The 26901-nt window shown below is 63.9% G+C and carries 25 protein-coding genes; 13 read left to right on the top strand and 12 right to left on the bottom strand.

Annotated features, from left to right (window positions below; genetic code table 11):
- Positions 1-70 precede the first annotated feature (70 nt).
- Entirely contained in the window at positions 71-532 is a 462-nt protein-coding gene (gene tadA, locus IM816_RS09375) for a tRNA adenosine(34) deaminase TadA (RefSeq protein ID WP_250340730.1), read from the top strand.
- On the opposite strand, the gene IM816_RS09370 is transcribed toward tadA, so the two are convergent.
- Complete coding sequence (locus IM816_RS09370; RefSeq protein ID WP_250337852.1) at positions 529-1371, bottom strand: NAD-dependent protein deacetylase; 843 nt, start codon at positions 1369-1371, stop codon at positions 529-531. The two genes, tadA and IM816_RS09370, sit on opposite strands and share 4 nt — an antisense overlap.
- A complete protein-coding gene (locus tag IM816_RS09365) occupies positions 1368-2204 on the bottom strand; it encodes an Hpt domain-containing protein (RefSeq protein WP_250337851.1) in 837 nt (278 codons plus the stop codon). The genes IM816_RS09370 and IM816_RS09365 overlap by 4 nt, the downstream gene beginning before the upstream one ends.
- 93 nt (positions 2205-2297) lie before the next feature.
- Between IM816_RS09365 and IM816_RS09360 the strand changes: the two genes are divergently transcribed.
- From IM816_RS09360 to yjjX, 3 genes are all read left to right on the top strand, one after another.
- Positions 2298-2936, top strand: a complete 639-nt coding sequence (locus tag IM816_RS09360; RefSeq protein ID WP_250337850.1) for a response regulator — start codon at positions 2298-2300, stop codon at positions 2934-2936.
- Between the two features lie 195 nt (positions 2937-3131).
- The gene (gene pgm / locus IM816_RS09355) at positions 3132-4775 is read left to right on the top strand and encodes a phosphoglucomutase (alpha-D-glucose-1,6-bisphosphate-dependent) (RefSeq protein WP_250337849.1); all 1644 of its coding nucleotides are present in this window, start codon (positions 3132-3134) and stop codon (positions 4773-4775) included.
- Positions 4776-4849: 74 nt separating this feature from the next.
- On the top strand, positions 4850-5410 hold the full coding sequence (yjjX, locus tag IM816_RS09350) for an inosine/xanthosine triphosphatase (protein WP_072321008.1): 561 nt from the start codon (positions 4850-4852) through the stop codon (positions 5408-5410).
- A gap of 62 nt (positions 5411-5472) precedes the next feature.
- On the opposite strand, the gene IM816_RS09345 is transcribed toward yjjX, so the two are convergent.
- Positions 5473-6219, bottom strand: coding sequence for a glucose 1-dehydrogenase (locus IM816_RS09345; protein ID WP_250337848.1), 747 nt, complete (start codon positions 6217-6219; stop codon positions 5473-5475).
- Between the two features lie 217 nt (positions 6220-6436).
- Between IM816_RS09345 and zwf the strand changes: the two genes are divergently transcribed.
- A complete protein-coding gene (zwf, locus tag IM816_RS09340) occupies positions 6437-7984 on the top strand; it encodes a glucose-6-phosphate dehydrogenase (protein ID WP_425602571.1) in 1548 nt (515 codons plus the stop codon).
- Positions 7985-8090: 106 nt separating this feature from the next.
- Here the strand turns inward: zwf and IM816_RS09335 are convergent, their stop codons facing one another.
- Genes IM816_RS09335 through IM816_RS09325 form a run of 3 tightly spaced genes read right to left on the bottom strand, consistent with a single transcriptional unit; the run spans position 8091 to position 14183 of the window.
- A complete protein-coding gene (locus tag IM816_RS09335) occupies positions 8091-8510 on the bottom strand; it encodes a hypothetical protein (RefSeq protein WP_250337847.1) in 420 nt (139 codons plus the stop codon).
- A 1-nt stretch (position 8511) separates the two neighbouring features.
- The gene (locus tag IM816_RS09330) at positions 8512-12051 is read right to left on the bottom strand and encodes an RHS repeat domain-containing protein (protein ID WP_250337846.1); all 3540 of its coding nucleotides are present in this window, start codon (positions 12049-12051) and stop codon (positions 8512-8514) included.
- A gap of 2 nt (positions 12052-12053) precedes the next feature.
- Complete coding sequence (locus IM816_RS09325; RefSeq protein ID WP_250337845.1) at positions 12054-14183, bottom strand: DUF6531 domain-containing protein; 2130 nt, start codon at positions 14181-14183, stop codon at positions 12054-12056.
- Positions 14184-14806: 623 nt separating this feature from the next.
- On the opposite strand from IM816_RS09325, the gene msrB reads away from it, so the two are divergent.
- The 5 genes from msrB (at position 14807) to IM816_RS09300 (ending at position 19130) form a co-directional block, all read left to right on the top strand.
- Positions 14807-15268 carry a peptide-methionine (R)-S-oxide reductase MsrB gene (gene msrB / locus IM816_RS09320; protein ID WP_250337844.1) on the top strand — a complete coding sequence of 154 codons (462 nt, stop codon included), beginning with the start codon at positions 14807-14809 and terminating at the stop codon, positions 15266-15268.
- Complete coding sequence (gene msrA / locus IM816_RS09315) at positions 15265-15771, top strand: peptide-methionine (S)-S-oxide reductase MsrA (RefSeq protein ID WP_072321004.1); 507 nt, start codon at positions 15265-15267, stop codon at positions 15769-15771. Before msrB ends, msrA begins: the two co-directional genes overlap by 4 nt.
- 133 nt (positions 15772-15904) lie before the next feature.
- Complete coding sequence (locus tag IM816_RS09310) at positions 15905-16918, top strand: sensor histidine kinase (protein ID WP_250337843.1); 1014 nt, start codon at positions 15905-15907, stop codon at positions 16916-16918.
- Positions 16915-17673, top strand: a complete 759-nt coding sequence (locus IM816_RS09305; protein WP_250337842.1) for a LytR/AlgR family response regulator transcription factor — start codon at positions 16915-16917, stop codon at positions 17671-17673. The genes IM816_RS09310 and IM816_RS09305 overlap by 4 nt, the downstream gene beginning before the upstream one ends.
- Before the next feature lie 95 nt (positions 17674-17768).
- Positions 17769-19130 carry a serine hydrolase domain-containing protein gene (locus tag IM816_RS09300; protein ID WP_250337841.1) on the top strand — a complete coding sequence of 454 codons (1362 nt, stop codon included), beginning with the start codon at positions 17769-17771 and terminating at the stop codon, positions 19128-19130.
- A 7-nt stretch (positions 19131-19137) separates the two neighbouring features.
- Here the strand turns inward: IM816_RS09300 and IM816_RS09295 are convergent, their stop codons facing one another.
- Positions 19138-19809 (bottom strand): HAD-IIIA family hydrolase, encoded by a 672-nt coding sequence (locus IM816_RS09295; protein ID WP_250337840.1) that lies wholly within the window; start codon positions 19807-19809, stop codon positions 19138-19140.
- 107 nt (positions 19810-19916) lie between these two features.
- Between IM816_RS09295 and IM816_RS09290 the strand changes: the two genes are divergently transcribed.
- A complete protein-coding gene (locus tag IM816_RS09290) occupies positions 19917-21422 on the top strand; it encodes an MDR family MFS transporter (protein ID WP_250337839.1) in 1506 nt (501 codons plus the stop codon).
- Between the two features lie 10 nt (positions 21423-21432).
- Here IM816_RS09290 and IM816_RS09285 read toward each other — a convergent pair whose 3' ends face one another.
- The 3 genes from IM816_RS09285 to IM816_RS09275 form a co-directional block, all read right to left on the bottom strand.
- Positions 21433-22086 carry a DUF6766 family protein gene (locus IM816_RS09285; RefSeq protein ID WP_345779942.1) on the bottom strand — a complete coding sequence of 218 codons (654 nt, stop codon included), beginning with the start codon at positions 22084-22086 and terminating at the stop codon, positions 21433-21435.
- 36 nt (positions 22087-22122) lie between these two features.
- Entirely contained in the window at positions 22123-22680 is a 558-nt protein-coding gene (locus IM816_RS09280; protein ID WP_250337838.1) for a cysteine hydrolase family protein, read from the bottom strand.
- Between the two features lie 76 nt (positions 22681-22756).
- On the bottom strand, positions 22757-23113 hold the full coding sequence (locus IM816_RS09275; RefSeq protein WP_250337837.1) for a hypothetical protein: 357 nt from the start codon (positions 23111-23113) through the stop codon (positions 22757-22759).
- A 172-nt stretch (positions 23114-23285) separates the two neighbouring features.
- Between IM816_RS09275 and IM816_RS09270 the strand changes: the two genes are divergently transcribed.
- Together IM816_RS09270 and IM816_RS09265 are read left to right on the top strand one after the other, a co-directional pair.
- Positions 23286-24401: a sensor histidine kinase gene (locus IM816_RS09270; RefSeq protein WP_250337836.1), complete on the top strand. Its 1116-nt coding sequence runs from the start codon at positions 23286-23288 to the stop codon at positions 24399-24401.
- On the top strand, positions 24398-25183 hold the full coding sequence (locus tag IM816_RS09265) for a LytR/AlgR family response regulator transcription factor (RefSeq protein ID WP_250337835.1): 786 nt from the start codon (positions 24398-24400) through the stop codon (positions 25181-25183). Before IM816_RS09270 ends, IM816_RS09265 begins: the two co-directional genes overlap by 4 nt.
- A gap of 19 nt (positions 25184-25202) precedes the next feature.
- On the opposite strand, the gene IM816_RS09260 is transcribed toward IM816_RS09265, so the two are convergent.
- Together IM816_RS09260 and IM816_RS18710 are read right to left on the bottom strand one after the other, a co-directional pair.
- Entirely contained in the window at positions 25203-26045 is an 843-nt protein-coding gene (locus IM816_RS09260) for a class I SAM-dependent methyltransferase (protein WP_250337834.1), read from the bottom strand.
- Positions 26046-26175: 130 nt separating this feature from the next.
- A complete protein-coding gene (locus IM816_RS18710) occupies positions 26176-26841 on the bottom strand; it encodes a TetR/AcrR family transcriptional regulator (protein WP_256470147.1) in 666 nt (221 codons plus the stop codon).
- Positions 26842-26901 lie beyond the last annotated feature (60 nt).

Genomic DNA, 26901 nt, shown 5'->3' with positions numbered 1-26901 from the left:
TGCCGTAGAATCCGGTTTTGCGCGATGGAACCCCGCCTTGCTTCCGCCCGATGTGATCCCCGCTGCCGATATGCCTTTCACCGATGCCGACCGGGTGTGGATGGCGCGTGCGCTCGAACTGGCGGCGCATGCGGAGCAGGCCGAGGGTGAAGTGCCGGTGGGCGCGGTGCTCGTGCTGGACGGCAAGGTCGTCGGCGAAGGCTGGAACCGCAATATCACTCTCAACGACCCGACGGCGCACGCGGAAATTCAGGCGTTGCGCGCCGCGGGGCAGACGCTCTCCAACTATCGTTTTCCGGGCGCCACGCTCTACGTGACGCTGGAGCCTTGCGCGATGTGCGCCATGGCCATGGTGCATGCACGGGTAGGGCGCGTGGTGTTCGGGGCCACCGACCCCAAGACCGGTGCCGCAGGCAGTGTGTTCGACACGCTCGTGTCGCCGCGGCACAACCATCGCGTGGCGGTGCAGGGTGGATTGGACGCCGAAGCAGCCGGCGACATGCTGCGCCGGTTCTTCCGAGCGCGTCGTTAGCCCGGATCGCTGGCGTAAGGCGCGAGGGCTTCGGCGCAGGACCGCTCGATCTTCAGCGTGAGCAGGTCATCGGCGCGCGTGACCCCGAGGTTGACCGAGGCAATGGGCAGGTTCCGCCGCGATGCTTCGAGCACGAAGCGATAACCCGAGTACACCATGAGCGACGAGCCGACCACGAGCATGGCATCGGCGCGACCGAGATGCGCCCATGCGGTGTCTACGCGCGCGCGCGGCACGTTCTCGCCAAAGAAGACGACGTCGGGCTTGAGGATGCCGCCGCAGACGGTGCAGGGCGGAATCGTAAAGGTGGAGAAGTCTTCGTCGAGGTCCGCGTCACCATCGGGAGCTACCGTGGCCTGCATCGACAGCCATGCGGGATTGGCGTCTTCCAGCCGCTGTTGCATGGCCTCGCGCGAGGTGATGTCGCCGCATTGCATGCAGCGCACGCGATCCAGACGACCATGCAGGTCCACGGTGTTCAGGCTGCCTGCGGCCTCGTGCAGGCCGTCCACGTTCTGGGTGAGCAGCAGTTCCACGCGACCACGACGTTCCATGGCCGCGAGGGCGTGATGCGCGAGATTGGGTTGCACGGTGGCGAAGTGTCGCCAGCCGATCATGCCGCGAGCCCAATAGCGTGCGCGTGCCGGCGGCCCGCTCATGAACGCCTGCAAGGTCATCGGCGGACTGCGTTTCCACGCGCCCTGGCCGTCGCGGTAGTCCGGTATACCCGAGTCCGTGCTGATACCGGCACCGGTCAGCACGAACAGGCGTGGGTGCGCGTCGATGAACTCGCGCAGGCGATCGTCGGCCGTGGTGTCGAGGGAAGGCTGGGTGTTCACGTGTCGGGACTATAGCCGATCGGGCCGACGTGCTCGCGAAGCGCGGCGAGCACCTGTCTCGCATCGTCGGCGAAGCGCCGGATCGCCGTGTCCAGATGCGCTTGTCGCCCTTGTTCCAGCTCCCGCTCCAGGGTCAGGCCCACGCGCGACAACGCGGTGGCTTCCGCCATGCCCAACGCACCGGAAACCCGGTGCAGCCACGCCTGCAAGGCATTCGCGCCCGGCTCGGCCAGGAGGCGTTCCAGGTCGGCCAGATCGCGACGCAGTGCGGCGTCGAGCGCCACGATGACTTCGCGCAGGGCGGCATCGCCTCCGAGGGTCGAGCGCAATGCATCCACGTCGATCTGGGCCCAGGGACGCGGCCGCTCGAAGGCGAGTTCGACGATCACGCGGTGGCCGGCATCGGCGCCATGTTCGGCATGCACCGCGCCACCGACGCCACGCATGGCGGCCGACGCGAGGGCGATAAGTGCGGCGTCGACCGAGGCATCGTGCTGTGCATCCGCCACAGTGAAGTGAACGATCTGGACGCGCGCGTTGTCGCCCACGACGTCCACATGCAGTGCGACGCGCGCGCTGCGCTGCGCGAAGGCGTGATCGAGCAGCCCGACCAGCACCTCGCCGAGCACACCCAGGGGCCCCGGCAGCGACGCAGCGAGTGCAGGGTCCACCTCGAGTCGGAAGACCATGCCACGCGCCTGCGCTTCGCCGACATAGCGATGTTCGAGGTACGCAAGAAGCTCGTCGAGGTGGCCGCATGCCTCCATGCGCGCGCGCTCGCGAACGCTACGCCGTGCGGCGATCCACCGTGCGATGCGCTGATGCAGTGGCATCGTAGAGCGCGATGTGCTCAACTCTTCGCCCCACCGACGGCAGCCGAGACCAATCCGGCGGTGACTGGACAAGCAAGATAGGACGGATTACCCATGGTCTATCGCGTCATCCTGGCGGACGATCACCCCGTGGTTTTGAAGGGCCTCAGCCTGGCTCTTGCCAAGGACGATCTCGCCACCGTCGTCGCCGAAGCACAGTCGCCCGACGAACTGCTTGGGCTGCTCGCCAAGACACGGTGCGACGCCCTCATTACCGACTTCAGCATGCCCGCGCCCGGAAGGGACGGCCTCGCCTTGCTGCGCGAGATACGTCGGAGCTACCCGGACCTCCCCGTGATGGTGATTACCACTCTCGCCAACCCCGCGCTGTATCGCGAGATTCTCGGCACGGGCGTCTTGGGCCTCGTCGGCAAGTCCGGCGATGCGAGGGAAATCCCCGAGGCCCTGCTGGAAATCCTGTCGAACCATGTCTACCTCGGAAGCTCCGTACGCGCGTTGATCGGCTCGCCACCTGGCGAGCCATTGGTTAAGTCGGGCACGCTCGCCGATCTGTCGCCTCGGGAGCTTGAGATTCTGCGCCTGTTCGCGGCCGGCAACAGTGTTACCGATATCGCCAGAGCCACGGGGCGCGGCTTGTCCACCATCAGTCAGCAGAAGTCGAATGCGATGCGAAAGCTGCGTCTGGAAACGGATGCGGAAATCTTCGAGTACATCGAGCGGCTGCGCCTCTGACCTGTGGGCGGGCCGCGACGACGATAACGACGCGGCGCCCGCGCGGACATGGAAGAATTCGTAAAACGCGGCGTATGCTTGCGGATTACGCGGCGTAGGTCTGTGCACGTACGCTTGACACCCTGGCCGGATCGTCGGCCTACAATTTCGCGCCCCGGCCCATCGGCCGGGTGACTGCCCAAGGAGTCGCCCTTCGTGAGTGCCAAGATCAGCCCGCTCGCCGGCAAGCCCGCCACGGAAAGCCAGCCGGTAGACGTGGCGGCCCTGCTGGCCGCTTATCACGACCTGACGCCCGACCCGTCGGTGCCCGAACAGCGTGTTGCCTTCGGCACATCGGGTCATCGGGGATCCTCGTTCGATCGCTCGTTCAACGAATGGCACGTCTTGGCCGTGGTCCAGGCCATCTGCGAGTACCGGGCGAGGAGCGGCGTGGACGGCCCGCTGTTCGTTGGCATCGACACGCATGCACTATCCGGTCCGGCGTTCGAGAGCACGCTTGAAGTGCTGGCGGCCAACGACGTACAGACGCAGGTGTCGGCGGGCGGCGAATATACCCCTACGCCCGCCGTGTCGCACGCGATCCTGACCTATAACCGCGGCCGCGAACACGGCTTGGCCGACGGCATCGTCATTACGCCGTCGCACAATCCGCCGGAAAGCGGCGGCATCAAGTACAACCCGCCGCATGGCGGCCCCGCCGATACGGACGCCACGAGCTGGATCGCCGCGCGTGCCAATGCGCTCATGGAAGGCGGCCTGCGCGACGTGAAGCGGATGCCGTTTGCCCAGGCCATCAAGGCATCGAACACGCACGACTACGATTTCCTGCAGCGCTACGTCGGCGATCTCGGTGACGTGCTGGACCTTGAGATCATCCGTGCGCAGGGTGTCCGCATGGGCGTCGATCCGCTTGGCGGAGCGGGGGTGCATTACTGGAGCGCCATCGGCGAACGCTATGGCCTCGATCTCACCGTGGTCAGTGAGACGGTCGATCCGACCTTCTCGTTCATGTCGCTGGACTGGGACGGCCGCGTGCGCATGGATCCCTCCTCGTCGTATGCCATGCAGCGGCTGATTGGCCTCAAGGACCGCTTCGAGGTCGCCTTTGCGTGCGATACCGATCACGACCGCCACGGCGTGGTCGCACCGAGCACGGGCCTCATGCAGGCCAACCACTATCTCGCCACCGCTGCCTGGTACCTGTTCCAGAATCGCCCGGGCTGGCGTGCGGATGCCGCGATCGGCAAGACCGCCGTGACCACCGCCTTGATCGATCGCATCGCCAGGCACCTGGGCCGGCCGCTGCGCGAGGTACCGGTCGGCTTCAAGTATTTTGTGTCCGGTCTCTACGACGGCAGCCTCGGCTTTGGCTGCGAGGAAAGCGCCGGTGCGTCGTTCCTGACCAAGAACGGCTCGGCGTGGTCCACCGACAAGGACGGCATCGCCGCGGCCTTGCTGGCGGGCGAGATGACCGCGCGGATGGGCAAGGACCCGGGCCAGATCTACGCCGAGGTCACAGCGCTGCTCGGCGATCCCGCGAACGCCCGCATCGATGCACCGGCCAATCATGCGCAGAAGGCGAAGCTGTCGAAGCTCGCGCCGACGCAGGTGACGTCGACCACTCTGGCCGGCGATCCGATCGTGGACGTGACCAACCAGGCGGGCGGGCAGGGCATCGGCGGCATCAAGGTCGTGTCGGACCAGGGTTGGTTCGCCGCGCGCCCCTCCGGCACCGAAGACATCTACAAGGTGTACGGCGAGAGTTTCCGTGGCAAGGACCACTTGCAGACCGTGCTCCAGGAAGCCCAGGCCATGGTGGATCGCGCCCTGGCCGATTGAATCGCCGGTCTCACATCGCCGAAGCGGTGGCCGCGGGCTGATACCATGCCCGCGGTTCACGAAGGCGCTTTCCCATGTCAAATCCTTCCTTGCCGATCAAGGTTCTGGTCGGCTCGCGCAATCCCATCAAGATCTCTGCCGTGCATTCCGCCCTGGCACCGCTGTTCCCGGGGCGGCTCGTCGAGTGCGAGGGCATGCATGCGCCCTCGGGCGTGCCCGACCAGCCGATGACGGCCGCGGAGACACGCGAGGGTGCGATCAATCGCATGAACTTCTGTCGTCAACAAGGCGACGCGGATTTCTACGTAGCGCTCGAAGGCGGCGTGGACGTCACCGAAGACGGCCCCGGCACGTTCGGCTACGTGGCCATTGCCAATGGCGTGGACGTCTCGGTCGGTCGCAGCGCGTGGTTACCACTGCCGCCTGCCGTGTACGAGTCGCTGCTCGACGGCGAGGAACTCGGCCACGTCATGGACCGCCTGTTCGGAACGGTCAACATCAAGCAGCAGGGCGGGGCCATCGGCCTCGTCACCAACGGCCACGCGACGCGCGAAAGCGCATATGCCCAGGCCATGGTGCTGGCGATGGCACCGTTCCTTCATCCGGACCTGTATGGGACGCATCCGGAAGAGTGATTCACGAAGGCGGGTGCGCCGTGACGACGCAGCCCGCCTTCCGGATCACGATGCGGAAAAGCTCAGCGCATCCCGCCCGAGCCGAGAATCAGCTCACCGGTCACCCAGCGCGCGTCATCGGAGGCGAGGAAGGTCACGATGGGCGCGATATCGTCCACCTGACCGACACGGCCGAGCGGCGTCATGCTGGTCAGTGCCTGTTCCATCTCCGACGCAGCGAAGCCCGCGGCCTGCACGCCCTCGGTGATGACCATGCCCGGGTTCACAGCATTGACGCGGATACCGCGCGGCCCGAGTTCGCGGGCCAGCACGCCGGTAATGGCGTCGACCGCGCCCTTCGTCCCCGTGTAGACGGCGCTTTCGGGCGGGGTGATGCGGGTGACGGCGGAACCGATGTTGATGATGCTGCCGCCCTGACCGAGGTGCTTGACGGCTGCCTGGGTCACCAGCAGCGTGCCGAACACGTTGATGTCGAACATGCGGCGGTAGTGCTGCTCGGTGATGGTTTCTATCGAGGCGAACTCGTACACGCCCGAATTGTTCACCAGGACGTCCAGACGGCCGAAGTGCTCGATCGCCTTCGCCACCAGGTTCTCCGCGTCGGCCTGCTTGGATACGTCGCCACCCACGGCCACGGCCTTGCCGCCAGCGGCCTCGATCTCGGCCACCACCTTGTCGGCACCCGCCTTGCTGGACGCGTAATTCACGATGACCGCCGCGCCTTCGGCTGCGAGCGACTTGGCAATGCCCGCGCCAATGCCCTTGGATGCACCCGTAACGATCGCCACCTTGTCTTTGAGCTTGCTCATGGGATGTATGTCCTTCGATGGGCCTCGACATGAGGCCGCCACGCCGATGCATGGGGACGCCGGGAACGGGACTGTCATAGGCCGCAAGTCAAAACACTTGTGCGTGCGAGGCAAGGCAGCTTTGGCATGCCGGCCTTGAAACACGAACGCCATGCCGCATTCAAGACCGGGTTGGCCTCACGGCCGTGTTTCCTTGCCTCGCGGATTTCCCCAGACCATGAATGCTTCTCCCAGTCCCCTCGAACCGGTCGATTCCTTCGATTACGTGATCTTCGGCGCCACTGGCGACCTCACCATGCGCAAGCTGCTGCCTGCGCTGTACCGGCGTTTCGCGGAAGGGCAGATACCGAGCGACTCGCGCATCATCGGCACCGCGCGCTCGCCGCTCGATGACGATGCCTACCGCGAACGGGCACGCAAGGCGCTGAGCGACCATGTCCCGGCCGACGAACGGATCGACACCACGGTAAACCGCTTTCTCCGTCTGGTTCACTATGTCAGCCTCAATGGCGCCGAAGCGAAAGGCCCCTGGGACGATCTCAAGAGCTTGCTCGACACGCATGCCGATGCCGAACGTGTTCGCGTGTTCTATCTCGCGACGGCACCGGCGCTCTACGGCGACATCGCCCGCAACATTGCAGAGAAAGGTCTGCGCACCGAACAGTCGCGCATCGTGCTGGAGAAACCGATCGGCACGGATCTCGATACCGCCCGGCAGGTCAACGAAGGCGTCGGCCGCTATTTCCCCGAGTCGAGCATCTTCCGCATCGATCACTACCTCGGCAAGGAAGCGGTACAGAACATCATCGCCCTGCGCTTTGCCAACCCCATGCTCGAACGGATGTGGGACCGCGAGTCGATCGAGTACGTACAGATCACGGCAGCGGAGACGGTGGGCCTCGAAGGGCGTGGCGGCTATTACGATGGCTCCGGCGCCCTGCGCGACATGATCCAGAACCATCTGCTCCAGGTGCTCACCGTGGTCGCGATGGAGCGGCCCTCATCGCTGGACGCCGATGCGCTGCGTGACGAGAAGGTCCTCGTATTGAAATCGCTGAAGCCGCTCGATCGCGACAACCTGAGCGCACACGTGGCACGCGGTCAGTACGTGCAGGGCACGGCGGACGGCCAGCGCGTCCCGGCGTATCGCGAGGAACTGCCAGACGAGGCACCGAGCAAGACCGAGACCTTCGTCGCCTTGAAGGCCGAGATCGACAATCCGCGTTGGCGCGGCGTGCCGTTCTACCTGCGCTCGGGCAAGCGCATGCCGGAGAAGCTGACCGAGGTGGTGGTGCAGTTCCGCGCCGGTGAGCCCGGCCTGTTCGGCGAAGCGCGGCCCGGTAGCCGCCTGGTCATTCGGGTGCAGCCGGACGAGAGCGTGACCTTGCCGCTTTTCGTCAAGCACCCAGGCAACAGCTTCGGGCTGGACGAGGTGGATGCGCTGTCGCGCCTCGGCGTTCCCGAGCGCGTGCGTTATCGCGATTCCTATGAGGGCTTGCTGCTGGATGCGGTGAAGGGCAGCCCGGCGTTGTTCGTGCGCAAGGACGAGACCGAAGCCGCCTGGCGGTCACGCCCATTCTCGAAGGCTGGCGCGAGAACGAGCAGGGCCCCGACCCGTACGAAGCGGGCACCTGGGGCCCGGAGTCGGCGCGCGAGTTGCTGGATCGAGCGGGCCACCGTTGGGTCGAGGACGCGGTGGCCTGACGCGTTCAGAGTCGTTAGTGCCACCCATAACCCAAGATCGCCGGATGGTGTTGTTGACTGAACTCGACGGGCGTCAGCCCGCCCAGGCTGTCATCTTGCAAAGTCGCTGGCCTTCCGGACTGACGTAGTAGGTTGCGCCCGCTGCCGCATCCACGCGGCTGTAGGTGTCAGTGTGCTAACAGCTCTGCTTCAAGCGTTGGGCAATAGTTGCTGCTTTGAGCGAGATGACAAATTCCTTTTATGCGCAACTGATCGACATCTTCGTGCGAAAGCTGCCCCCTGGTTTTTACATCTTGAGCGATATTCAAGAACGACAACACTTCAGGGACTCCCCCGCGTTCGTCAAGTTCTGCTCGAAGGCGAAGAAGAAATTCTTTGCCCTCAAGCGAAATCACATCGTTTAGCCCGCTATAGGGAGGGTGACGTCGATTCGCCTGAAAGAAGAGGTCAACTTTTTCTTGCTCGCTCAGTTGGTGGTATGCGAGCTGTCTTTCACCCGTCGGCAATCGCCGAAGTTCAGTCAACTTGTCGTTAGCTGACTCACCAGCGCAAGCTGCAGTCGCAAAGATCAACAGTGCGACCGACACTTTACTTCGAACATTCACAAGGATTGCCTCCATTTTCCTTTAGGTCGTGAAGAACACGCGCCCCCATATCGAAGCCAGCGACCTCGAACGGATTGTTTCGATAGGCATCGTACTCAGACATTCCGGCTTTAATGTTGGATTTGTAGGCACTGTTGTAACGTCGTGCAAGACCGATGGCACCATATTGGTCGTACTGCGTCGAATGCACGATTTCGTGGCCGATTAGCGATATTCCGCCGGCGGTGTCCGGCGCATCTACGCCTGGCGCAGTGTAGATTGTGTTCTTGTAAGTCCAGGCATCGGCATTACCGGCTCCAAATTGCCTAGCGAGCCAAGGAATTCCTTCTTCTACGTCGATCTTGCTCAGATCTTTACCAGGGAAGTATGGCGCAAGAATTCTGTTTTCACAGTCTGTCAGCGATCGTAGTCCTAGGGGGTCGACCAAGTTCAACGGAGCACTGCCTACATAGGCATACGTATTCAGCCCTCCCATCAGGCCAATAGGGTCGCTTTCCATATACCGCCCCAAATCCGCCCGATAGTCCCGAAACCCGTTGTTCCATGTCCTGGTCTCATCGTCAAAGTACTGCCCCGGGAAGCCCAGGTTGAGCTTGAACCCTTCTGTGACCACCTGACGATCAAACGCAAAGTTGTTCGCCGACCAGACGACACTCCGTGAGGCATTCGTCGCCGATTCGGGTCGTCCGGTTTGATCGGCGTGTATGGCGTAGATCTGCCCGCCAGCCCTACGTCCGATCAATCGCCCATTGACCCATAGGTAGTCGACCCAACCGCCGTCGGCATACTCCGCCAACAACGGGCCTCCGCGATCCGGTGCGAAGAAGGTCGTGCCCAGATTGGTGGCCTTGCGCAGTCGCTGGCCTTCGGGATTGACGTAGTAGCTCGCGCCCGCTGCCGCATCCATGCGGTTGAACGCGTCATAGTGATACTGCGCCACACCGTCGACCGTCGTCAGGTTGCCGTTGGCGTCGTAGCCCAGAGCCTGCGTACCCGTGCTCAGCAGGCGGTTACTCGTCGACGCGATGCCCTGAGCCGAGGTTAGGCCATTGATCGACTGCGACGTTCGGTTCCCATTGGCGTCGTACTGAAAGCTTTCGTTATCGGCAGCGGATGTTACCGACGTGAGGCGCGATGGGCTGTCGTACTGGAAGTTCTGGGTCAGCGTCGCATCGATGCCGTTGGTGATGCGCGTCATGCGATCCGCTCCGTCATAGCCGAAGGCCAGACTTTGCACACCAGGCACGTTGATCGCCGTCAGGCGGCCATCGCCGTCGTAACTGAGTGTGTTGCTCAGGCCGTTGCTTGATGTCCAACCGGCGAACGACCCGTCGCCGCCACGATAGGTCAGTGCGGTGGCTATCGACGACGTCACGCCGTTGGCGGTCAGGGTCGCCCCCGAGACCTGTCCATAGGCGTAGGCATAGTTAAGCTGTGCACCGTCGGGATAGACCACCGCGCTCAACCGTCCCATGCCATCGTACGCATAACCCAGGCCATATCCCGTGCCGCCGATGGAGAACCCGCGTCCGGCGATGGCGCCTTCCGGCGTGTAGCTATACGACGTGGTGCCGGTGGCATCGGCCACGCTGCATAGTCGCCCCGCACCGTTGGTGCAACTGTCGTAGGTCGCTTGCTGGACGAGCCCGCCGGACGTCATGCTGACCAGCCGATTCAAACCGTCATAGCCGTAGACCGTCTGCACGCCGCTCGCACGGGTCATGCTTTGCTGCAGACCGTTGGCGTCGTAGGCGAACGTGGTCGTACCGCTGTCCGGACTCACCTGTCGCCATAGCTGCCCGAAACCGTCGTAGTCGTACGTCGTGACGTTACTGCGTGGATCCACGACCAGGACGATACGGTCGGCGGCGTCGTAGGTATACGACGTGGTTTTGTTGTCGGCGTCGGTGGACGAGGCGACGCGACCGAGCGCATCGTACGTCAGCGACTGCACATGATTGAGCGCATCGGTCGTGCTGGTGAGGTGACCTTCTGCGTCGTACTGGTAACTTACCTTCACCTGCCCAGAGGCGTCGTGACGCGCGATGACGCGCCCCAATTCGTCGTAGTCGATGCTAGCGATGGTGGCGACTTCCGGCCCTGGGATGGCATGGGCGTCCACGCTGCCAAGGGTAAAGCTGCCGCTCTTGAGCGTGAAACGCCTGCCGGCAGTGGTGATGCCCCCGAGCGTTTGTGAACCACTCTGGCCGCTCGCGACCACCGCAGCCCCCGAGCCGTCCAGATTCGAGCCCCAAACCTGGCTCGAAGCGCTGTTGGAACTCCAGGTGATGGCGCTGGAGCAGCTGGTGTTGCCGGTTGTGATACTGCATGTGCCCGGGTTGGCTGAGATTGCCCCTCCGATGGCGCTCACACTTACCGCCGAGGTCGCCCCGCCGAACCAGACTACGCCCTCTTGCAACATTTGCCATTGGAAGGTGTAGGCCCCGGGGGTGGATGGTGCCGTGATGTTGAACGTGAACGAGGCCGTTTGCCCTGGCGCGACGTCGCTAGGCAGCGCGACTCGCCCAATGCCCCAAACATTGTTTTCCCCCACCGAGCCCAACTTGAAGCCGGTTCCGGCCGACCACGTGTAGTCGCCAGTGTTGCGCATCTGCACATTGACGGTCTGGCTTGCACCTGCCTGCATGGTCGACGCGACCGTCTGGCTGACGACTTGCGCGTTCCGAACCGCCGCGGGGACAACGAAATTGCCCGAGTTTCCCAGCAGGCTGTTGGCCGCGCCGACCGGAGAAATTCCATGCAAGTAAATGGTCTTGCCGCCGAACTGGACTCGCTGCGCCGATGTAAGAGGAATCGAGAAGCGATAACTGCCGCCGCTCACGTTGCACGCGGCGGCAACGGCCGGCTCACTGGCCACATTGGCGGTGAAGCGGCCAATGCCAGTGCCTGTCCCATAAGGTCCACCCAGGTAGAGGTCCACCGGAATGGACTGCGGCAAGTAGGTGGAGCACGCCCACCCACTGATGATGCCGTCGGACGAGACGCCATCGATATTTCCAGCTATCACCGAGGTGCGCACGGTGAACGGGACGTGGTCGGTAGTGCCCGTACGCCCTTGGCTGTCCCGCGCCACCGCAACGGCAGTGTGAGCACCCGGGGAAAGGCCGCTCACTGTGGTCTGAAACGACGAGCCCGTGAAGGTCACCCTGTTCTTGTCATCGATGAAGAAATCGATGCTGGCAACATAGGTGTCTCTGTCGGCGGCAGTTGCCCCAAACGTCAGAGTGTCGGTGGGCAACACGTAACCGTTGGCCGGCACAACCGACGTCCAGCTGATGGTTGGTGCGTGCGGGTTGGTATTGGTCCCGCAATTCGGATCGGTCGGATCGTCACACTTTTGCATGTTCGGCTGCGGCAGCGTAACGCGCGAACCGGTTGACGGCAGCGTTGACGTTGCATTCGCCGTTTCGGATTGCCAGGCGCCGAACGAAAGCATCGCAACATATGAGAGCGCGCGCATCCGACCGCGGGCTTTCGATTGGATGTGATTGAACGTGATCATCTTCACTGCACCGTCCCCTGGGCAGGCTGCGCATACACGCGCATCTTCGTGATCACCGTCGGCTTCGACATGGCGTTGTACTGGTAGGCAGTCTCGGCGAATGTTCCGTTGCCATCGGGCCAGAACTCGGCCGTCAATCGACCGGCCACGTCGTATTGGAACGCGTGGATCTGGCCGTCGGGCTGAGTGACCCTAGCCAGGCGTCCGAAACCGTCGTAGTCATACCGCGTGTCTTGGGTACCGCCATTGCGATAGGTCCGTAACACCATGACCCGCCCGCGCGCATCGTAGGTGAAGCTCTGCTTTTCGCCATTGGGCCCCGTGACCGAACCAGGGAGGCCCAGTCCATTGAAGCCGTCGTACGACGTCGTGTGCCCGGCGCTGTCCTTGACCGACAACAGATCGCCTTGCTGCGAGTAGGTCCGCGTGATCGCGTCGCTGGCGCCCGGCAGCGGACCGTCCACGGTGACGCTGGCCACCAGCCCGTTGGGCCAGGTGGTGTAAGCGTAAGTTGTGACACGCGTGGCACCCGCACTGGCCGCGATCTTTGCCGACAAGTTCTTGACCGTGACCGTTTGGAGGCGATTGTTACCGTCGTACGCGTAGGTGGTTTCGTGGTCGCCCTCGATGGTTACCCGAGTTGCACGATTGAGTCCGTCCCACGCGTAATCCGTCGTGCGCGCCTCGGCCTTACCGTAGCCCTCGACTTGCTGCTGCAACTGCCCGTTGGCTGCATAGGTGTAGAGGGTCGTGTTGCCATTGAAGTCCGTTGATCCTTGCGGATACCCATGACTATCGAAACTTGCCGCCTTGGCCGCGGCCGGACAATGCGCCGATGCCAGCCCGGTCAAGCTGGTTTGGTTTCCTGCTGCGTCGAATGCATATACCTCGGACTTGCCCAGTGGATTGATCACTGTCGCGCCCGTCACGGCACCGTTGCCGTCCACGGCATAGTCAAAGTGGTAGTGCCCGGCCCCGTTGGCGATCTGAGTATCCGACGAGCGACCGTTGCCGTCATACTGGAACGTCGCGTAGCGGGATCCATTGATCGTGCGTCCCGTCAGCGCCGTGACGTACGTTGTACTTTCATACTGGTAGGTCACCGTCGTCGCAGGTGATCCGCCCGCGGTGGCCGGTGCAACCACGCTCGAGAGCATGGTTGCGTAAACATTCCACCCACTCGTTCCCGGTGGCTGCACCGAGCCGAACTGGGTGATCGGAGTAAGTACGCTCACAAAGCTGTACTGGTATACGTTCCCAGCCGGATCGGTGATTTGAGTCAGCCGACCTTGATTCCAGGTGAAGTCGACGTGCCGGCCCGAGCTTTGTGTCACGCGGGTCAAGTAGTGGTAGTTATCGAACGTGAAGGTCAGCCCCACGTTCTGCTGGTTCATGATGGTCAGCGGGAAGCCGGTGGTGTCGTACACCTCAACCGTTTGATCTTCGCTGTAGAGCGTGTAGGTCGAGCCGGTCTTGATGATCTTGGCCACTGGGCTCGGCTTGTCCTCGTACCACCCGGGCGTGGGGCTGGTCGAGTAGTTGAACTTGATAAGACGGCCGTCGGGACGCTGAGCCCAGATGGGCTTGTTGGCCGGATCGCACGGCGTGCTCAACGGCTGCGGGTAGCATGACGAGGACGGATCACTCGTGGTGTACAGCAACTTGTAGTCGAAGTTGCTGATCCAACGCCGGCCGAAGATGCCAATGCCGTTCCAGTACAAGTCATAGGTTCGGGTGAGTGACAACCCCATCTCGCCTGCTGCGGCAAAGTCCGTTTCGGGCTCGATGCGGTTGCCCGTGGACGGGATCACCGGATCACCCACGCGGTTGCAATCGTTTTTGACGGCGGGATCTCGCGTCCCGATTGTCTTGTCGCCTGGGTTGAGCGAGATCACGCCCGAGCCCCCACCGCCGCCGCCACCGCCTAGCCAACCCGGTCCGCCGCCCAAGTGACCACCTTGGCCATCATTGACATAGACCGGCTGACAGTCGGTGTAGCCGGCGTTGCTGTACTCATCGCCCACAACCACACAGTTCCATCGGGCGACCATGACTTCGGCCCGGACCGGCAATGCAAAGTGGAGCAGCCACAACCCAATCAGACACGACAACGCAAAACGCAGAGCGCTCAAGTCCCTTTCCCCTGTCCCCGTGATATTCCCCAGGCCAACGCATTGCACGCAGGCCGTTCGCGCAAAAAGCTACGGCAAAGAGCTACGACTCTACAAGCCCTCTTCGTGCGATTCGCAATATATTGCGCTTAGCCCACGATATGTCCACCATCCTGGCGAGCCAAGCAAAGGGTCAGTCCGCAATACGAGTGGCTGCAAGCTTTGTCGATTCCAGTAAGAAGTCGTCAATGAGAAAAACGATCTTGTTGCCCCAAGAACGATGGGCATTACGGCATCCATCTCGCTTATCGCTTCGAAGCGAGACCAGGAGCTCAGCGGGGTTCATGAGGAATGGCAACGGCGGGCTGCATTACAGCAAGCGTGGGGTACTTACCTTCCTAATGGATAGATGTTTTGTCTCAAGCCACCTTCAGATCCAAATGCCTGCGGAAGGGACGTCGTCGATCAAATTCCTCGATAAGGACGGAAAGGTTCAGAAGACGATTTCGGGGACGTAGCGATCGGGCTATTGCCCGCTTTGGGTGTCTGGCTGGGCGTTGCATATTCGACGCCCGCCCGCATTATGGGGGGAGCGCTGGCGGCGGGAGGTGCCGTCGGCCGCCTACCTTGTCCGGAGGTTCCCCATGTCGAAGTACCGCAAGACCCCCGAAGCCCTCGCGAAACTGACGCCCGAGCAATTCCGGGTGACCCAGGAAAGCGCGACCGAGCGGCCTTTCCAGAACGCATTCCATGACAGCCACGATCCGGGCATCTACGTGGATATCGTTTCCGGCGAGCCGTTGTTCTCCTCGCTCGACAAGTTCGACAGCGGTTGCGGCTGGCCCAGCTTCACCCGTCCGCTCGAAGATGAGCATGTGGTGGAGAACCGCGACACGACCCACGGCATGATCCGTACCGAGGTCCGCTCGACGCACGCCGACAGCCATCTGGGGCACGTCTTCCCCGATGGCCCGCGTGACCGTGGCGGCCTGCGCTACTGCATCAATTCCGCCTCTCTCCGTTTCATTCCCGTCGCGGATCTCGAGAAGGAAGGCTATGGCGAATACGCCAGCCTGTTCGCCGACGCCAAGGGAGGTGTGGCATGACCACATCACGCGCCATCCTCGCGGGCGGGTGTTTCTGGGGCATGCAGGACCTGATCCGCAAGCAGCCGGGCGTGATCGCCACCCGCGTTGGCTATTCGGGTGGCGATGTTCCCAACGCCACCTACCGCAACCATGGAACGCATGCCGAAGCGATCGAGATCGAGTTCGATCCGCAGAAGGTCAGCTACCGCAAGATCCTCGAGTTCTTTTTCCAGATCCACGACCCGACCACGGCGAATCGTCAGGGTAACGACGTCGGCACGAGCTACCGTTCGGCCATCTTCTACCTGGACGACGAGCAGAAGGCCGTAGCCGAGGACACGATCGCCGACGTGAACGCCTCCGGCCTCTGGCCGGGCAAGGTCGTGACGGAACTCGCTCCTGCCGGCCCGTTCTGGGAAGCCGAGCCAGAACATCAGGATTACCTGGAGAAGTACCCGAACGGCTACACCTGCCACTTCATCCGTCCGGACTGGGTGCTGCCCCGCCGGAATACCGCCTGATCCGACAGGCCCCGCCGGCTCTGGTATAAGAGCCGGCGGGGCGTGGTAAAGGGAGCAGGGCATGGATGGGGGCGACGCTGACGCGCGGGAATCACGGCCGAGGGGATGGCGCCGCAGGGCGCCGTGGGCGTGGGTGGCCCTTCTCGTGGCGATCGGTCTGTTGCGAGCGACGAACCGTTATCTCGTCGACGTCGCCAATCATCAGCCGTCGTTGTTTCTACCCAAACTGGTCGAGGAACTCACCGGCTCGCTGAGCTTCGGCGCGTTTCTGCCGGTGCTGTTTCTCGTGCTTCGTCGCATGCGTTGGACGTGGCTCAATCACGCCGCCACGTTCGTCGCGCTTTCGTTGCTGCAGACCAGCCTGATGATGGCATCGCGCCAGGTCGTGTTCCGCGTGCTGGGCATGCCGGACTTCACCTATCTCCCCAGCCTATGGCGGTATCTCATGGAGATGCCGACGCAGTTGTTCTTCTACGTCGTGATCGTTGCCGGCGTCTGGTTGTTCGACCGCTATCGCGAAGGGCAAGCGCGTGAACTCCGTGCCGTTCAGCTGGAGTCGGCGTTGTCGGAAGCGCGGCTCGAAGCGCTCCGCCTGCAGCTCAATCCCCATTTCCTGTTCAACACGCTCAATGCCGTATCCGAACTGATGTACGAGCGCCCCCGCGTGGCGGACGAGATGCTTTCGCGCATCGGCGAACTGCTCCGCGCCACGCTCTCGGCCACGGGCCAGGAACATCGGCTGTCCGATGAATGGCGCCTCGTGTCGCTGTACATGGACATCCAGCGCGTACGTTTCGGCGACGGCCTGGATGCACAGGTGCAGGACGATCCCTCACTGGACGAATTGCGCGTGCCGTTCCTGCTTCTGCAACCGCTGGTCGAGAACGCCATCGAACATGGCGGCGTGGGACACCAACGCCGCGTGCGTGTGGAGGCGTCGCGGCAGGGTGGGTGTCTTACGTTGCGCGTGCGCGACTTCGGCGGCGGTAGAGGAACGCACGTCGGACACGGCATCGGGCTGGGCAATGTGGATGCGCGCCTTCGCCATCTGTACGGCGATGACGCGGGCGTCCGGCTCGATCCGGTGGACACCGGAGGCAGCGTCGTCACCGTATGGCTGCCGGCGCGACGCTGGGTGGTTGCATGAGCCTGCGCGCGGTCGTCATCGATGACGAGGCGCCGGCACGCGCCAAGTTGCGTCGCTATCTCGCGCAGAGCGACGGCATGCAGTGGGTGGGCGAAGCCGCGGACGGCCCCTCGGCGGTAGGCCTGATCTACAAGGCGCGTCCGGACGTGGTGTTCCTCGACATCAGCATGCCGGGCATGGACGGTTTCGCGGTGTTACAGGCCCTGGGCGAGCCGTTGCCCGCGGAGGTCGTCTTCGTCACGGCGCACGACGACCAGGCAGTGCGCGCATTCGAGGTGCATGCGTTCGACTATCTGCTGAAGCCGGTGGGCCCGGAACGTTTCGCTCGCGCCATCCAACGACTGCTGGACAAGGTGAAACCGTCGCTCGACATGGCCGGACGCATCGAGGGCCTGCTGGATGGCGCACCGGTGCCGGTCAGATATCTGGAGCGCCTTCTGCTGCCCAGCGGCGAAGCGGCAGAGCTGGTACGTGTGGAGCACATCGACCGCGTGGTGGCCAACCGCAACTACCTAGACGTATTCGTGGAAGGCCAGCCGCGGCGCCTGCGCGGTACGCTGGACAGCATGCATGGGCGACTGAATCCGGCGTCCTTCGTTCGCGTGAACCGCTCCACCATCGTGCGCCTCGACGCGATCCGCCAGGTACAGCCGTGGCCCGATGGGGAGCAGCGCTTGCTACTGGTCGATGGCAGTCGCGTCACCTGGACCCGGCGCTTTCTGACGAACCTGCCCCCGGGTCTTTCCCTTTCCTGATTCCGCATTCGTCCCCGGGCTGACGGGGTTCGTCCCCGACGGTGCGCCGACCGCCTCGCGATGGGGCGAGACTCCGCCCATCACGGGAGGATCGCATGGGAAGAAGAACCTATATCGTCGCTGGCGTGGTCGCCGCGCTGGGTGTCGCGGGCTGGTTCGTGGCGAGGCCCGACCAGGCTCTGCGCGTCGCCGCTGGCGTTGCCGCGCATCACGTCTGCTCGCTGACCTTCGTCTCGGGGCAGGACGCGCAGACCACCTATCGCGAACTGGTCGTGCCGATGATCGGTAACGTGGCGGGCCATTGGCTCACACCGCACGTGTCTGCCGAACGGCAGAGCGTGGACGTGTCCGGCCTTTTCGGTGTCCTCGCCAGCGCCGACTTCACGCCAGGCTATGGTTGCCGATTACGCCTGCCAGGCAACCATCCCCTGGCAGCCGACCATGCCACGCATCGCGTCGCGGCTGACGACCTCGGTCCTGCGCAGCCCGAGCCGCCCGCGATCGCGGCAGCGCTCGATCGACTGTTCCGTGAGGCGCCGGACAAACCTGTCAAACGGGTCAAGGCCGTGGTCGTGGTGAAAGAGGGAAAAGTGGTGGCCGAGCGCTACGCGGCCGGTTTCGACGCGCGGACGCCGCTGCTCGGTTTCTCCGTCGCCAAGTCGTTTACCAATGCATTGATTGGCATCCTGGTCCGCCAGGGTCGCTTGCGCGTAGATGGTCCGTTGGCGGCCGCTGAATGGAACGCGCCGGACGATCCGCGTCGTGCGATCACCATCGAGGACTTGATGCGCATGCGCAGCGGCCTCGCCCTCGAAGAAGCGGAGTCGGCATTCAGCCCAGTGGCGCGCATGGAATTCCTGCATGCCGACATGGCCGGCTTCGCCGCGACGCAACCGGCCAAGGAGCCGCCGGGACACCATTTCGAATACACCTCCGGCGACACCGTATTGCTCTCGCGCCGGATCGGCGAGTTGGTGGGCGGTGGCCCCGCCGGTCTGCGCGCCTTTGCCCGGCGTGAGCTGTTCGATCCGCTCGGCATGGGCGACGTCACCATGGAGTTCGACGGGCAGGGCACCTTCGTGGGTTCCACGTACGTCTATGCCACCGCCCGGGACTATGCCCGCTTCGGCATGTTGTTTCTCCGCGACGGCGTGACGACCGATCACCGCCGCCTGCTCCCCGAGGGTTGGGTGGCGTGGTCGCGTCGGTCGACACTCGGAGCGCCATACGGCGCCGGTTTCTGGACCAACGACGGGCCGAGTCTGCCAGCGAAATGGCGGGTCGAAGGCGGCTTTCCGAAGGACGGGTTCTTCGCCAGCGGCACGCTCGGCCAGCGCATCTATATCGTGCCGTCGGCGCGGCTGGTGGTCGTGCGCTTCGGCTACTCCGCGCCGCCCGACTATGGCATTCAGGACGACGTGGCGCTCATCAAGGCCGCCATCCAGGCCACGCGCTGATGGGCGATCAACCGCGTGAGGTGGCCGCTGGCTGAATGGTCAGAAGGTCCGGCATCCGGTCGATAACGGCGAGCGCACCGGTTGCATGAAGATCGAGCGACTTGCGGTAGCCATAGCTCACGAGCACGAAGTCCATACCGGCATCGCGCGCCGCGAGCACGTCGCTTTCCGAGTCGCCCACCATGAGGGTCTCGGCAATCGACACACCGGCGCGCTCGGCCAGGTAACGCAGCGGCACGCCGCTCGGCTTGCGCTCGGGCAAGGTGTTGCCGCCGACGATGCCGTCCACGAAGGGAAGCATGCCGCGCGCGTCGAGCAAGGGTTTCACGAACTCCTCGTTCTTATTCGTGCAAACGGCCACCTTCACGCCTTGCGCATGCAGGGCGGCCAGCGTCTCCACGACACCATCGTACGCGACGGCATCGAGCGCGGTCTCCGCGTAATGGACGAGAAACCCTGGCATCACATCGTCGATGTCCGCATCGCTGCCGGCATGGCGGAATGCGTAGGTGATGAGCTTGCGCGAGCCTTCGCCGATCCACTCCGTGATCTGCGCCGTGTCGTAGGTCGGCAGCTTCCAGTCGCGCAGCGTGCGATTCACCGATTCGGCAATGTCCGCCGCACTGTCGACCAGGGTGCCGTCCAGATCGAAAATCGCCAGGGAGTAAGGAAAAGGCAAGGGCTGGCTCCGCATTCAAAGCGGTCATTCTACGCCCGGCGCCCCTTCAGCACAGAACGACGCCGTCCCCTCTATGATGCGCACCTTGCCCGCTGCCCGGACCTCTCGTGAGCCCAGACACATCGCAAGAAGCTGCCGTCACGCCACAGCCATCGCTGCGCCTGCTCTTCACGGCCTTGATGATGGTCATGCTGTTGGCCGCCCTCGACGGCACCATCGTCTCCACGGCGCTGCCCACGATCGTCAGTGACCTCGGTGGCCTCGATCAGTTGTCCTGGGTGGTCACAGCCTATCTGCTGAGTTCCACGGTCGTGGTGCCGCTGTATGGCAAGTTCGGCGACCTGTTCGGGCGGAAGATCGTCTTGCAGGCCGCCATCGCTATCTTCCTGCTCGGCTCCGTACTGTGCGGCCTTGCGCAGGACATGACTCAGTTGATCCTCATGCGCGCCTTGCAGGGGCTGGGCGGTGGCGGTCTGCTGGTGGTCACCATGGCGTCCATCGGCGACGTGATCCCGCCTGCCGAACGTGGCCGATACCAGGGCCTGTTCGGCGGCGTGTATGGGCTGGCTACGGTCATCGGTCCGTTGCTCGGCGGATTCATGGTGGATCATCTGTCCTGGCGCTGGATCTTCTACGTGAGTCTGCCGCTCGGCGTGCTGGCAATCGGCGTCATCGCCGCAGTGTTCCACCCACACACGCGACACAAGCAGCACGCGATCGACTACTGGGGTGCCGCATGGCTCACGGTGGCGCTGAGCGGCATCATTCTATTCACGACCGAAGGCGGTACCACGCTGCCGTGGAACGCGCCGACGCTGTGGTGCATCCTAGCGCTTGCGCTCGCAGGCGCCGTTGCGTTCGTGATTACCGAGCGAAGGGCCGTAGAGCCGATCATGCCGCTGCACCTGTTCGGTCACCGCATCTTCGTTTTGAGCAGCCTCATCGGCTTCTTCGTCGGCGCGGCGCTGTTCGGTTCCACGACCTTCATCCCGCTCTATCTGCAAGTGGTGAGGAACGCCACGCCCACGGTGGCCGGCATGCAACTGCTGCCGCTGATGGGCGGTGTGATCGTCAGCTCCATCGTCTGTGGACGGCTTATCAGCCGCCTGGGGCGCTACCGCATCTTTCCGATCATCGGCACCGTCGTGGCCACGATCGGGCTGGTGATGCTCGGGACGGTCGGCGACAACGATCCCCTGTTTCTGATCTACGGCTACACGGGCTTGCTCGGCGTCGGCCTCGGCATGGTGATGCAGGTACTGATCCTCGCCACACAGAACAGCGTCGAGATGCAGCATCTTGGCGTCGCCACCTCGGGCGTGACGCTGTTCCGTTCGATCGGTGGCTCGATCGGCGTGTCGTTGTTCGGCGCCATCTTCAGCATCGGGCTGCAGCATCGCGTGCGCGCTTCGCTGCCCGAGGGCATGGCAGTGCCGCGATCGCTGGGCCCTGAGGCGATACGCGGGTTGCCGAGTGTCGTCCACGAGCGATACGTCCTGGCATTCGGCGCCTCGCTGCACACTGTCTACCACGTGGCGGCCGTGTTCATGGCCGTGGCGTTCCTGCTTGCGCTGGGCATGCGCGACGTGCCGCTGCGCAAGGCCGGCGCCTGAGGCGCAACGATCAGGACCCGGTCTTGTCGTTGGGCGCGTCCACCGGTTTGGACTGGGGCGAATCTTTCTGACGCAGGAAGATCGACAGGACGACGAGCGAGAGCACGGCCAGGAATTCGCTTTGCCAGTTCTGGAACGACTCGAACCAGAACGACGGGTCCAGCGCATAGCTCCCGAGGCTTTCCGCGGGTACGTGATGCATCGCGGCGTCGCCGATCGATTTTCGCCAGCTCCCGAAAAGATGTCCGGTGAAGCTGAAGAAGAAAAGGAGAAGGAAAGCGATCGACAGCGAGTTGGCATAGAGCCAGCGCACGACACCGCCCCGACGCCACGCGCGCGGCTGTCGTTCGACGGGCGTGGGCTCGGTGTCGTCTTCCGCTTCATCCATAGGGCGCGACTCGGCGGAGCCCTTCTGCCGAAGCCAGACAGTGAGCAGCACGTACACGCCCATCTGCAGGAATTCGCTTTCCCAATTCTCGAACGTGGCGGACCAGAAATCGCCACTCGTCAAATAGGCATGCCAACCGATCGTGGCCTTACCGTGTTCGAGCAGTTCCTGGTTATGCGCCGCGTGCCCAGTGACTGCCTGGGCCGACCACGCGGCCAGCATCATGGCCGCGACGACAACGCTGAGGCCATTGCGCCGGAAGAACGTGTCCTTCACAGGCTGTCTCCTTGGGTAGTTAACACGGGGGCGGGTTCAGTGCGGGTCGACCCGCTCGGAAAGCGGGGTCTCAGTGCCGAAGGTCTCGCGCAGGTGGGCCAGTGCGCGTGTCGTGCGCTCGATCGTCTGCGATGCCGTGGTATCGGCTGGCACGATGGGCGTGATGCCGCGTACGTGCGCGTCCAGCACGGTGCAGAGCACGCAGGAATCGCCGGCCAGCCCCGTCACGACGATGCGTCGTACGTCGAAGTGATCGAGCAGCGAGGGCAGGGCAGTCTCGAAGAACGCCGAATGCCGCGGCTTCAGAAGCTTCAGATCGCTGCCGTGCGGACACAGCGCTTCGACCATCGTGCGTCCCGGCGCCCCCGAGCCGGCGACGTAATCGACCAGCTCATCGAAGCTGTCCTGCCAGCGGTCGAAGTTGTCGTTCACGAAGATGACGGGCGCCTCGCGCGCATGAAAGCGCTCCCGGAGCAGGCGAATCTTTCCGATCGCTTCCTGGGCCTGCTGGAACAGTTCGTCGCCTCCAGGAAACTGGAACGTGTTGAAGACGTCCAGCACCAGCAGAGCCGTGCGGGAATCGGCCTCACTCATCGGTGTACCTCGCGCTCGATGACTGCGCGAAGCACACCGCATGCCGCGTGAACGCGGCGCGCAGGAGAGCGCAACGTTACGCGCCGGGGCGTAACGACGCGCCGAGGCGCAAGCGATGGAACCGGCATACGTCGATGTCGCGGAAGGCCCGCGTGACGCCATTGGCGAAGGTGACGTCGAACGTGCGTATGCAGTCGCCGGCGGGGAGCCTTACCGTGGTAGTCGTGAGTCCGCCGCTTAACGGCTCGCCCAAGCCGACGTCGGTGGCCGGACCCGTATCGGCACCCCTCACCGCCACCGCGGTCACGCTGTCCGATGTGGCGTTGACCAGAGTGAACATCTTCGCGGGAATCTGAGGGTTTGCCGTGGCTTGGCCGAAGACGGGAAGGGCGACAAGGGACAACGCGACGACGGCGATGTGGGCGGGTTTCATCGGCAAGGCTCCAGGTAGGGTGGGGCCATTGAGCCGTCACCATGGGCCGCGAAAGAACCCGTTCGGGACGAATCGTCGTGGTCGCGGGACGAGTCGTAGCGCCGAGCGTTTTCGCTTTGCGAGCGGTCGTGCTCGCCCTACCATGCGTCTCGACACCGCACGGATCACGCCCATGAAGGTTCGCTTAGGCAGCACGGAGATCGGCTTCGGTCGCTATATCGCCTTGTGGACGGCGATCGCGATCGTCTTCGCCTTCCAGCGCTACATGACCTCGCTGCTGGGTGGCCCGGTGTGGGATGCCGTGGACTACCTGCGCTGGTCGTTGATCCAGTGGTACACCTGGGCTGCGCTCGCGCCGCTCGTGTTCCGGCTCGCGGTCAGGTATCCGATCCAGGGCGCGGTACGGCTGCGCGGCCTGGGGATGCAGTTGCCGGCGAGCGTCGGCGTCACCTTTCTGTCCCTCGCGATCGGTGCCCTGGTCTCCACGGTGTTCGAGCCCAGCTCGTTCGGCGAGCAGTTTCGCCAGTTCCTCGGACAACACTTCGCCAGCGGCCTGCTGACCTACTGGGGCCTGTTCGCGATCCAGCAGGCGGTGACTCTGCGAGCGGAGAAGGTCCGACGCGAGGTGGAAGCGAGTCGACTCGCCACCGAATTGGCGCAGTCGCGATTGCAGGCGTTGAAGTCGCAGTTGCAACCCCACTTCCTGTTCAACACGCTGCATGCGATTGCCACCCTGTTGAGGGAGGACGCGCTGTCGGCGGAAGACATGCTGCTTCGCCTCAGCGAGCTGCTGCGTGCGTTTCTGGAGGACTCCGACGGGCAGGAGATCACCTTGCGCCGGGAACTCGTCTTGCTCGAACTCTACCTCGGCATCCAGGGCATGCGTTTCAAGGATCGCCTCACCACGCGCATCTATCTCGATCCGGCGACGCTCGATTGTGCGGTGCCGAGCCTCATCCTCCAGCCCATCGTGGAGAACGCGATTCGTCACGGCATCGGCGAGCGCGTGGGTTCGGATCACATCGAGATCGAAAGCCGTCGGCAAGGCGACAGCCTGTGCATCGAGGTGCGCAACCGCAACAGTACCCTCGAAGCGCGCCCCGCGGCATCCAGCGGTGGACACGGCATCGGCATGTCCAACACCGCGCTGCGGCTGCGCGAGCTTTATGGCGATGAGGCGGAAGTCAGACTCGACATGATCTGGCCCGAGGGTGTGGTCTGCCGTATCCGCCTGCCTTTCAGGGAAACCGAGGACGTCGACGACGGTCCAGAGATCGAAAACGCATGAAGATCGCCACATTGGTCGTCGACGATGAGCCGATCGCACGGCACGCCGTGCTGCGTCTGCTGCGCGATGACCCCGATATCCTGATCGCGGGCGAATGCGGCGACGGTGCATCTGCGGTGCGAGCCATTCGCGAGCAGTCGCCCGACCTCGTCTTTCTCGACATCCAGATGCCGGCGATGACGGGTATCGACGTCGTGGCGACGATCGGGCCAGCACGCATGCCCGCCACGGTCTTCGTCACCGCCTACGAGCAATACGCCGTCCGGGCCTTCGAAGCCAACGCAGTGGACTATCTGGTGAAACCCTTCAGTCGCGACCGTTTCGCGGACACGCTGCGCCGTGTGAAGGCGCGCCTGGGGCCGGTCGCCAGGCCCGACGACGGTGCCGCCATACGTCAGGTGCTGGAGACGTTGCGTCGGCGCGAGGGTTACCTGGACCGCGTGCCGGTACGTGTCGACGACCAGGTCACTTTCGTGGACGTGAACGACATCGTGTGGATCAAGGCCAACCGTAACGTGGTCGAGATCCATCTCGCCGACCGTACTCACGAAGTGCGCGAGACGATGACGGCGCTGGCGGAACGCCTGGACCCGAGGTACTTCGCGCGGGTGCACCGTTCCGCCATCATCAATGTCCGCCGCGTCCGCTCCATCCACCCCTGGTTCAACGGCCACCACGTGGTCACCATGGACACGGGGCAGAAACTGCGGATGAGCCGCTATCAACAAGAGGCCTTCATGCGGCTGGTCTCGACGCGCGTCGAGAAGGCACCCGACGAGTAAAGCGTATGCAGCCGCGTTGCTAGCGTCGCGTCGCCAGCACGCCATCCAACGCCAGTTGCGCCTTGAAGCCCGCTTTTTCGAGGCGCTTTTCGACTTCGCGCGGCACGTCGCGCCCGGACGTCAGCTTGTTCGGGGAACCGGTGTAATGGAACAGGCGTCCGCCACGCCGCAGCACACGCGCGAGCTGGTCGTAGAACGCCTGTGAATATAGCTCCCCGGCAATGCCGAAGCGCGGCGGATCATGCAGAATCGCGTCCATCGACGCGTCGGGCAGCATCGTCACCGCTTGTGACACGTCGTCGTGCGTGAGTTGCAGACGCCCACCGGACGACGGCGCATCGGGGTCCGGCGACCACGGATTGATCGTTCGAAGCCAGAGCACGTCGTCGTTCTTCTCGAACGACACGATGCGTCCCACGCCTGCGTCGAGGCAGCACGCAGCGAAGTAGCCCAGGCCACCGCAGGTATCCAATACCGTCTTGCCGCGCGGTTCCACGAGCGCCACCTTGCGGCGCGCGTCGTCGAGGGGCGACTCCTTCGACGTGGGCAGCATCTTGATGCCGTCGATCTCGAACGTGGGTACGCCCCATGACGTCGGCACGAGCTTGATAAGCGAGCCCGAGAAACGCGATACGGCGACGAAGTCGTCGCCGTCCCAGTAATAGAGCGTGCGGTCCTTCAGACGATCCGGATAGGGATAGGCGAGGCCGGCCCATTGCCATTGCGTTGGCCCGAGCTGCGCGACGCCTTCGGACCGGCCGAGATCAAGCGAGCCGGTCCAGGTCGTAGCGTCGGCATCGCGCGCGGATGCCAAGGCGTCGGCATCGGCGCGGGTGAGCAGGGGACCGGAGTAATGCGACACGAGGTTTTCCAGGGCGCCGACGGCGCAAAGGGCTGCATGGTACCAAGCACCGTTCGTTGAGCGGCTCGGGCGCTTCCGGCGCGGTGGCGGCCTCAGCTGCTCGACGACGCCAGCACCGCCCATCGCGCGCTCAGGGGGCGTCCGCGAGCGCGTCCAACCCCGCCAGTGCAAAGGTCGCCATGTGATCGGCCAGGTCGGGGGAGCCGGGCTGCAAGGCAGGCAGCGCCTTCTCGCGGAGGCCGGGCGGCGCGAGCAACAGCACGATGCACGGCACCACCGTCATCATCAGGCCGCGCTGCACCTTCGGGTGGTCGTGCGGCAGACCCATGCAGTCGGCGATGAGCCCGGCCACGATGCCCGCTTTCGGCACGATTGCTTGGTCGACCAGCGTCGAAGCGAGCGGCGAGGGCGCCATGACCTCGCGCAGCACGACCTTGAAGCCCCACGAGGTTTCGTCCTGCCCCATCTGCGCGACGAGGTGTGCCATGAGGCCGCGCACCCTGTCTTTCGCAGGCTGGTCCGAGGCGACCAGGGCGCGCAGTTCCTCCTGGCTGATAACTTGCCGGTGCGCCTCGACGAGCACGGCGGCATAAAGCCCGTCCCGACTGCCGAAGTGGTAGTTCACCGCGGCCATGTTCACGCCTGCGCGAAGACAGATGTCCTTGCTCGACGTACCGAGGTAGCCATGTTCTGCGAACAGCCGTCCGGCGACGTCGAGCAGGGTGGCGCGGGTCGTCTCGCCGTCCTGGCGGGGACTCCGCTGGGGCGTCGGGGACACGGGTAGACGAGCGGACATGAGCGAACCGGGGTACGAGGTGCGGCAAAATGTAACTCAAATTTGTATTTGATTCGACCC

The sequence above is a fragment of the Luteibacter flocculans genome (genome assembly GCF_023612255.1).
GTDB classification, from domain to species: Bacteria; Pseudomonadota; Gammaproteobacteria; order Xanthomonadales; family Rhodanobacteraceae; genus Luteibacter; species Luteibacter flocculans.
This window is presented reverse-complemented; position numbering and strand designations above follow the sequence as displayed.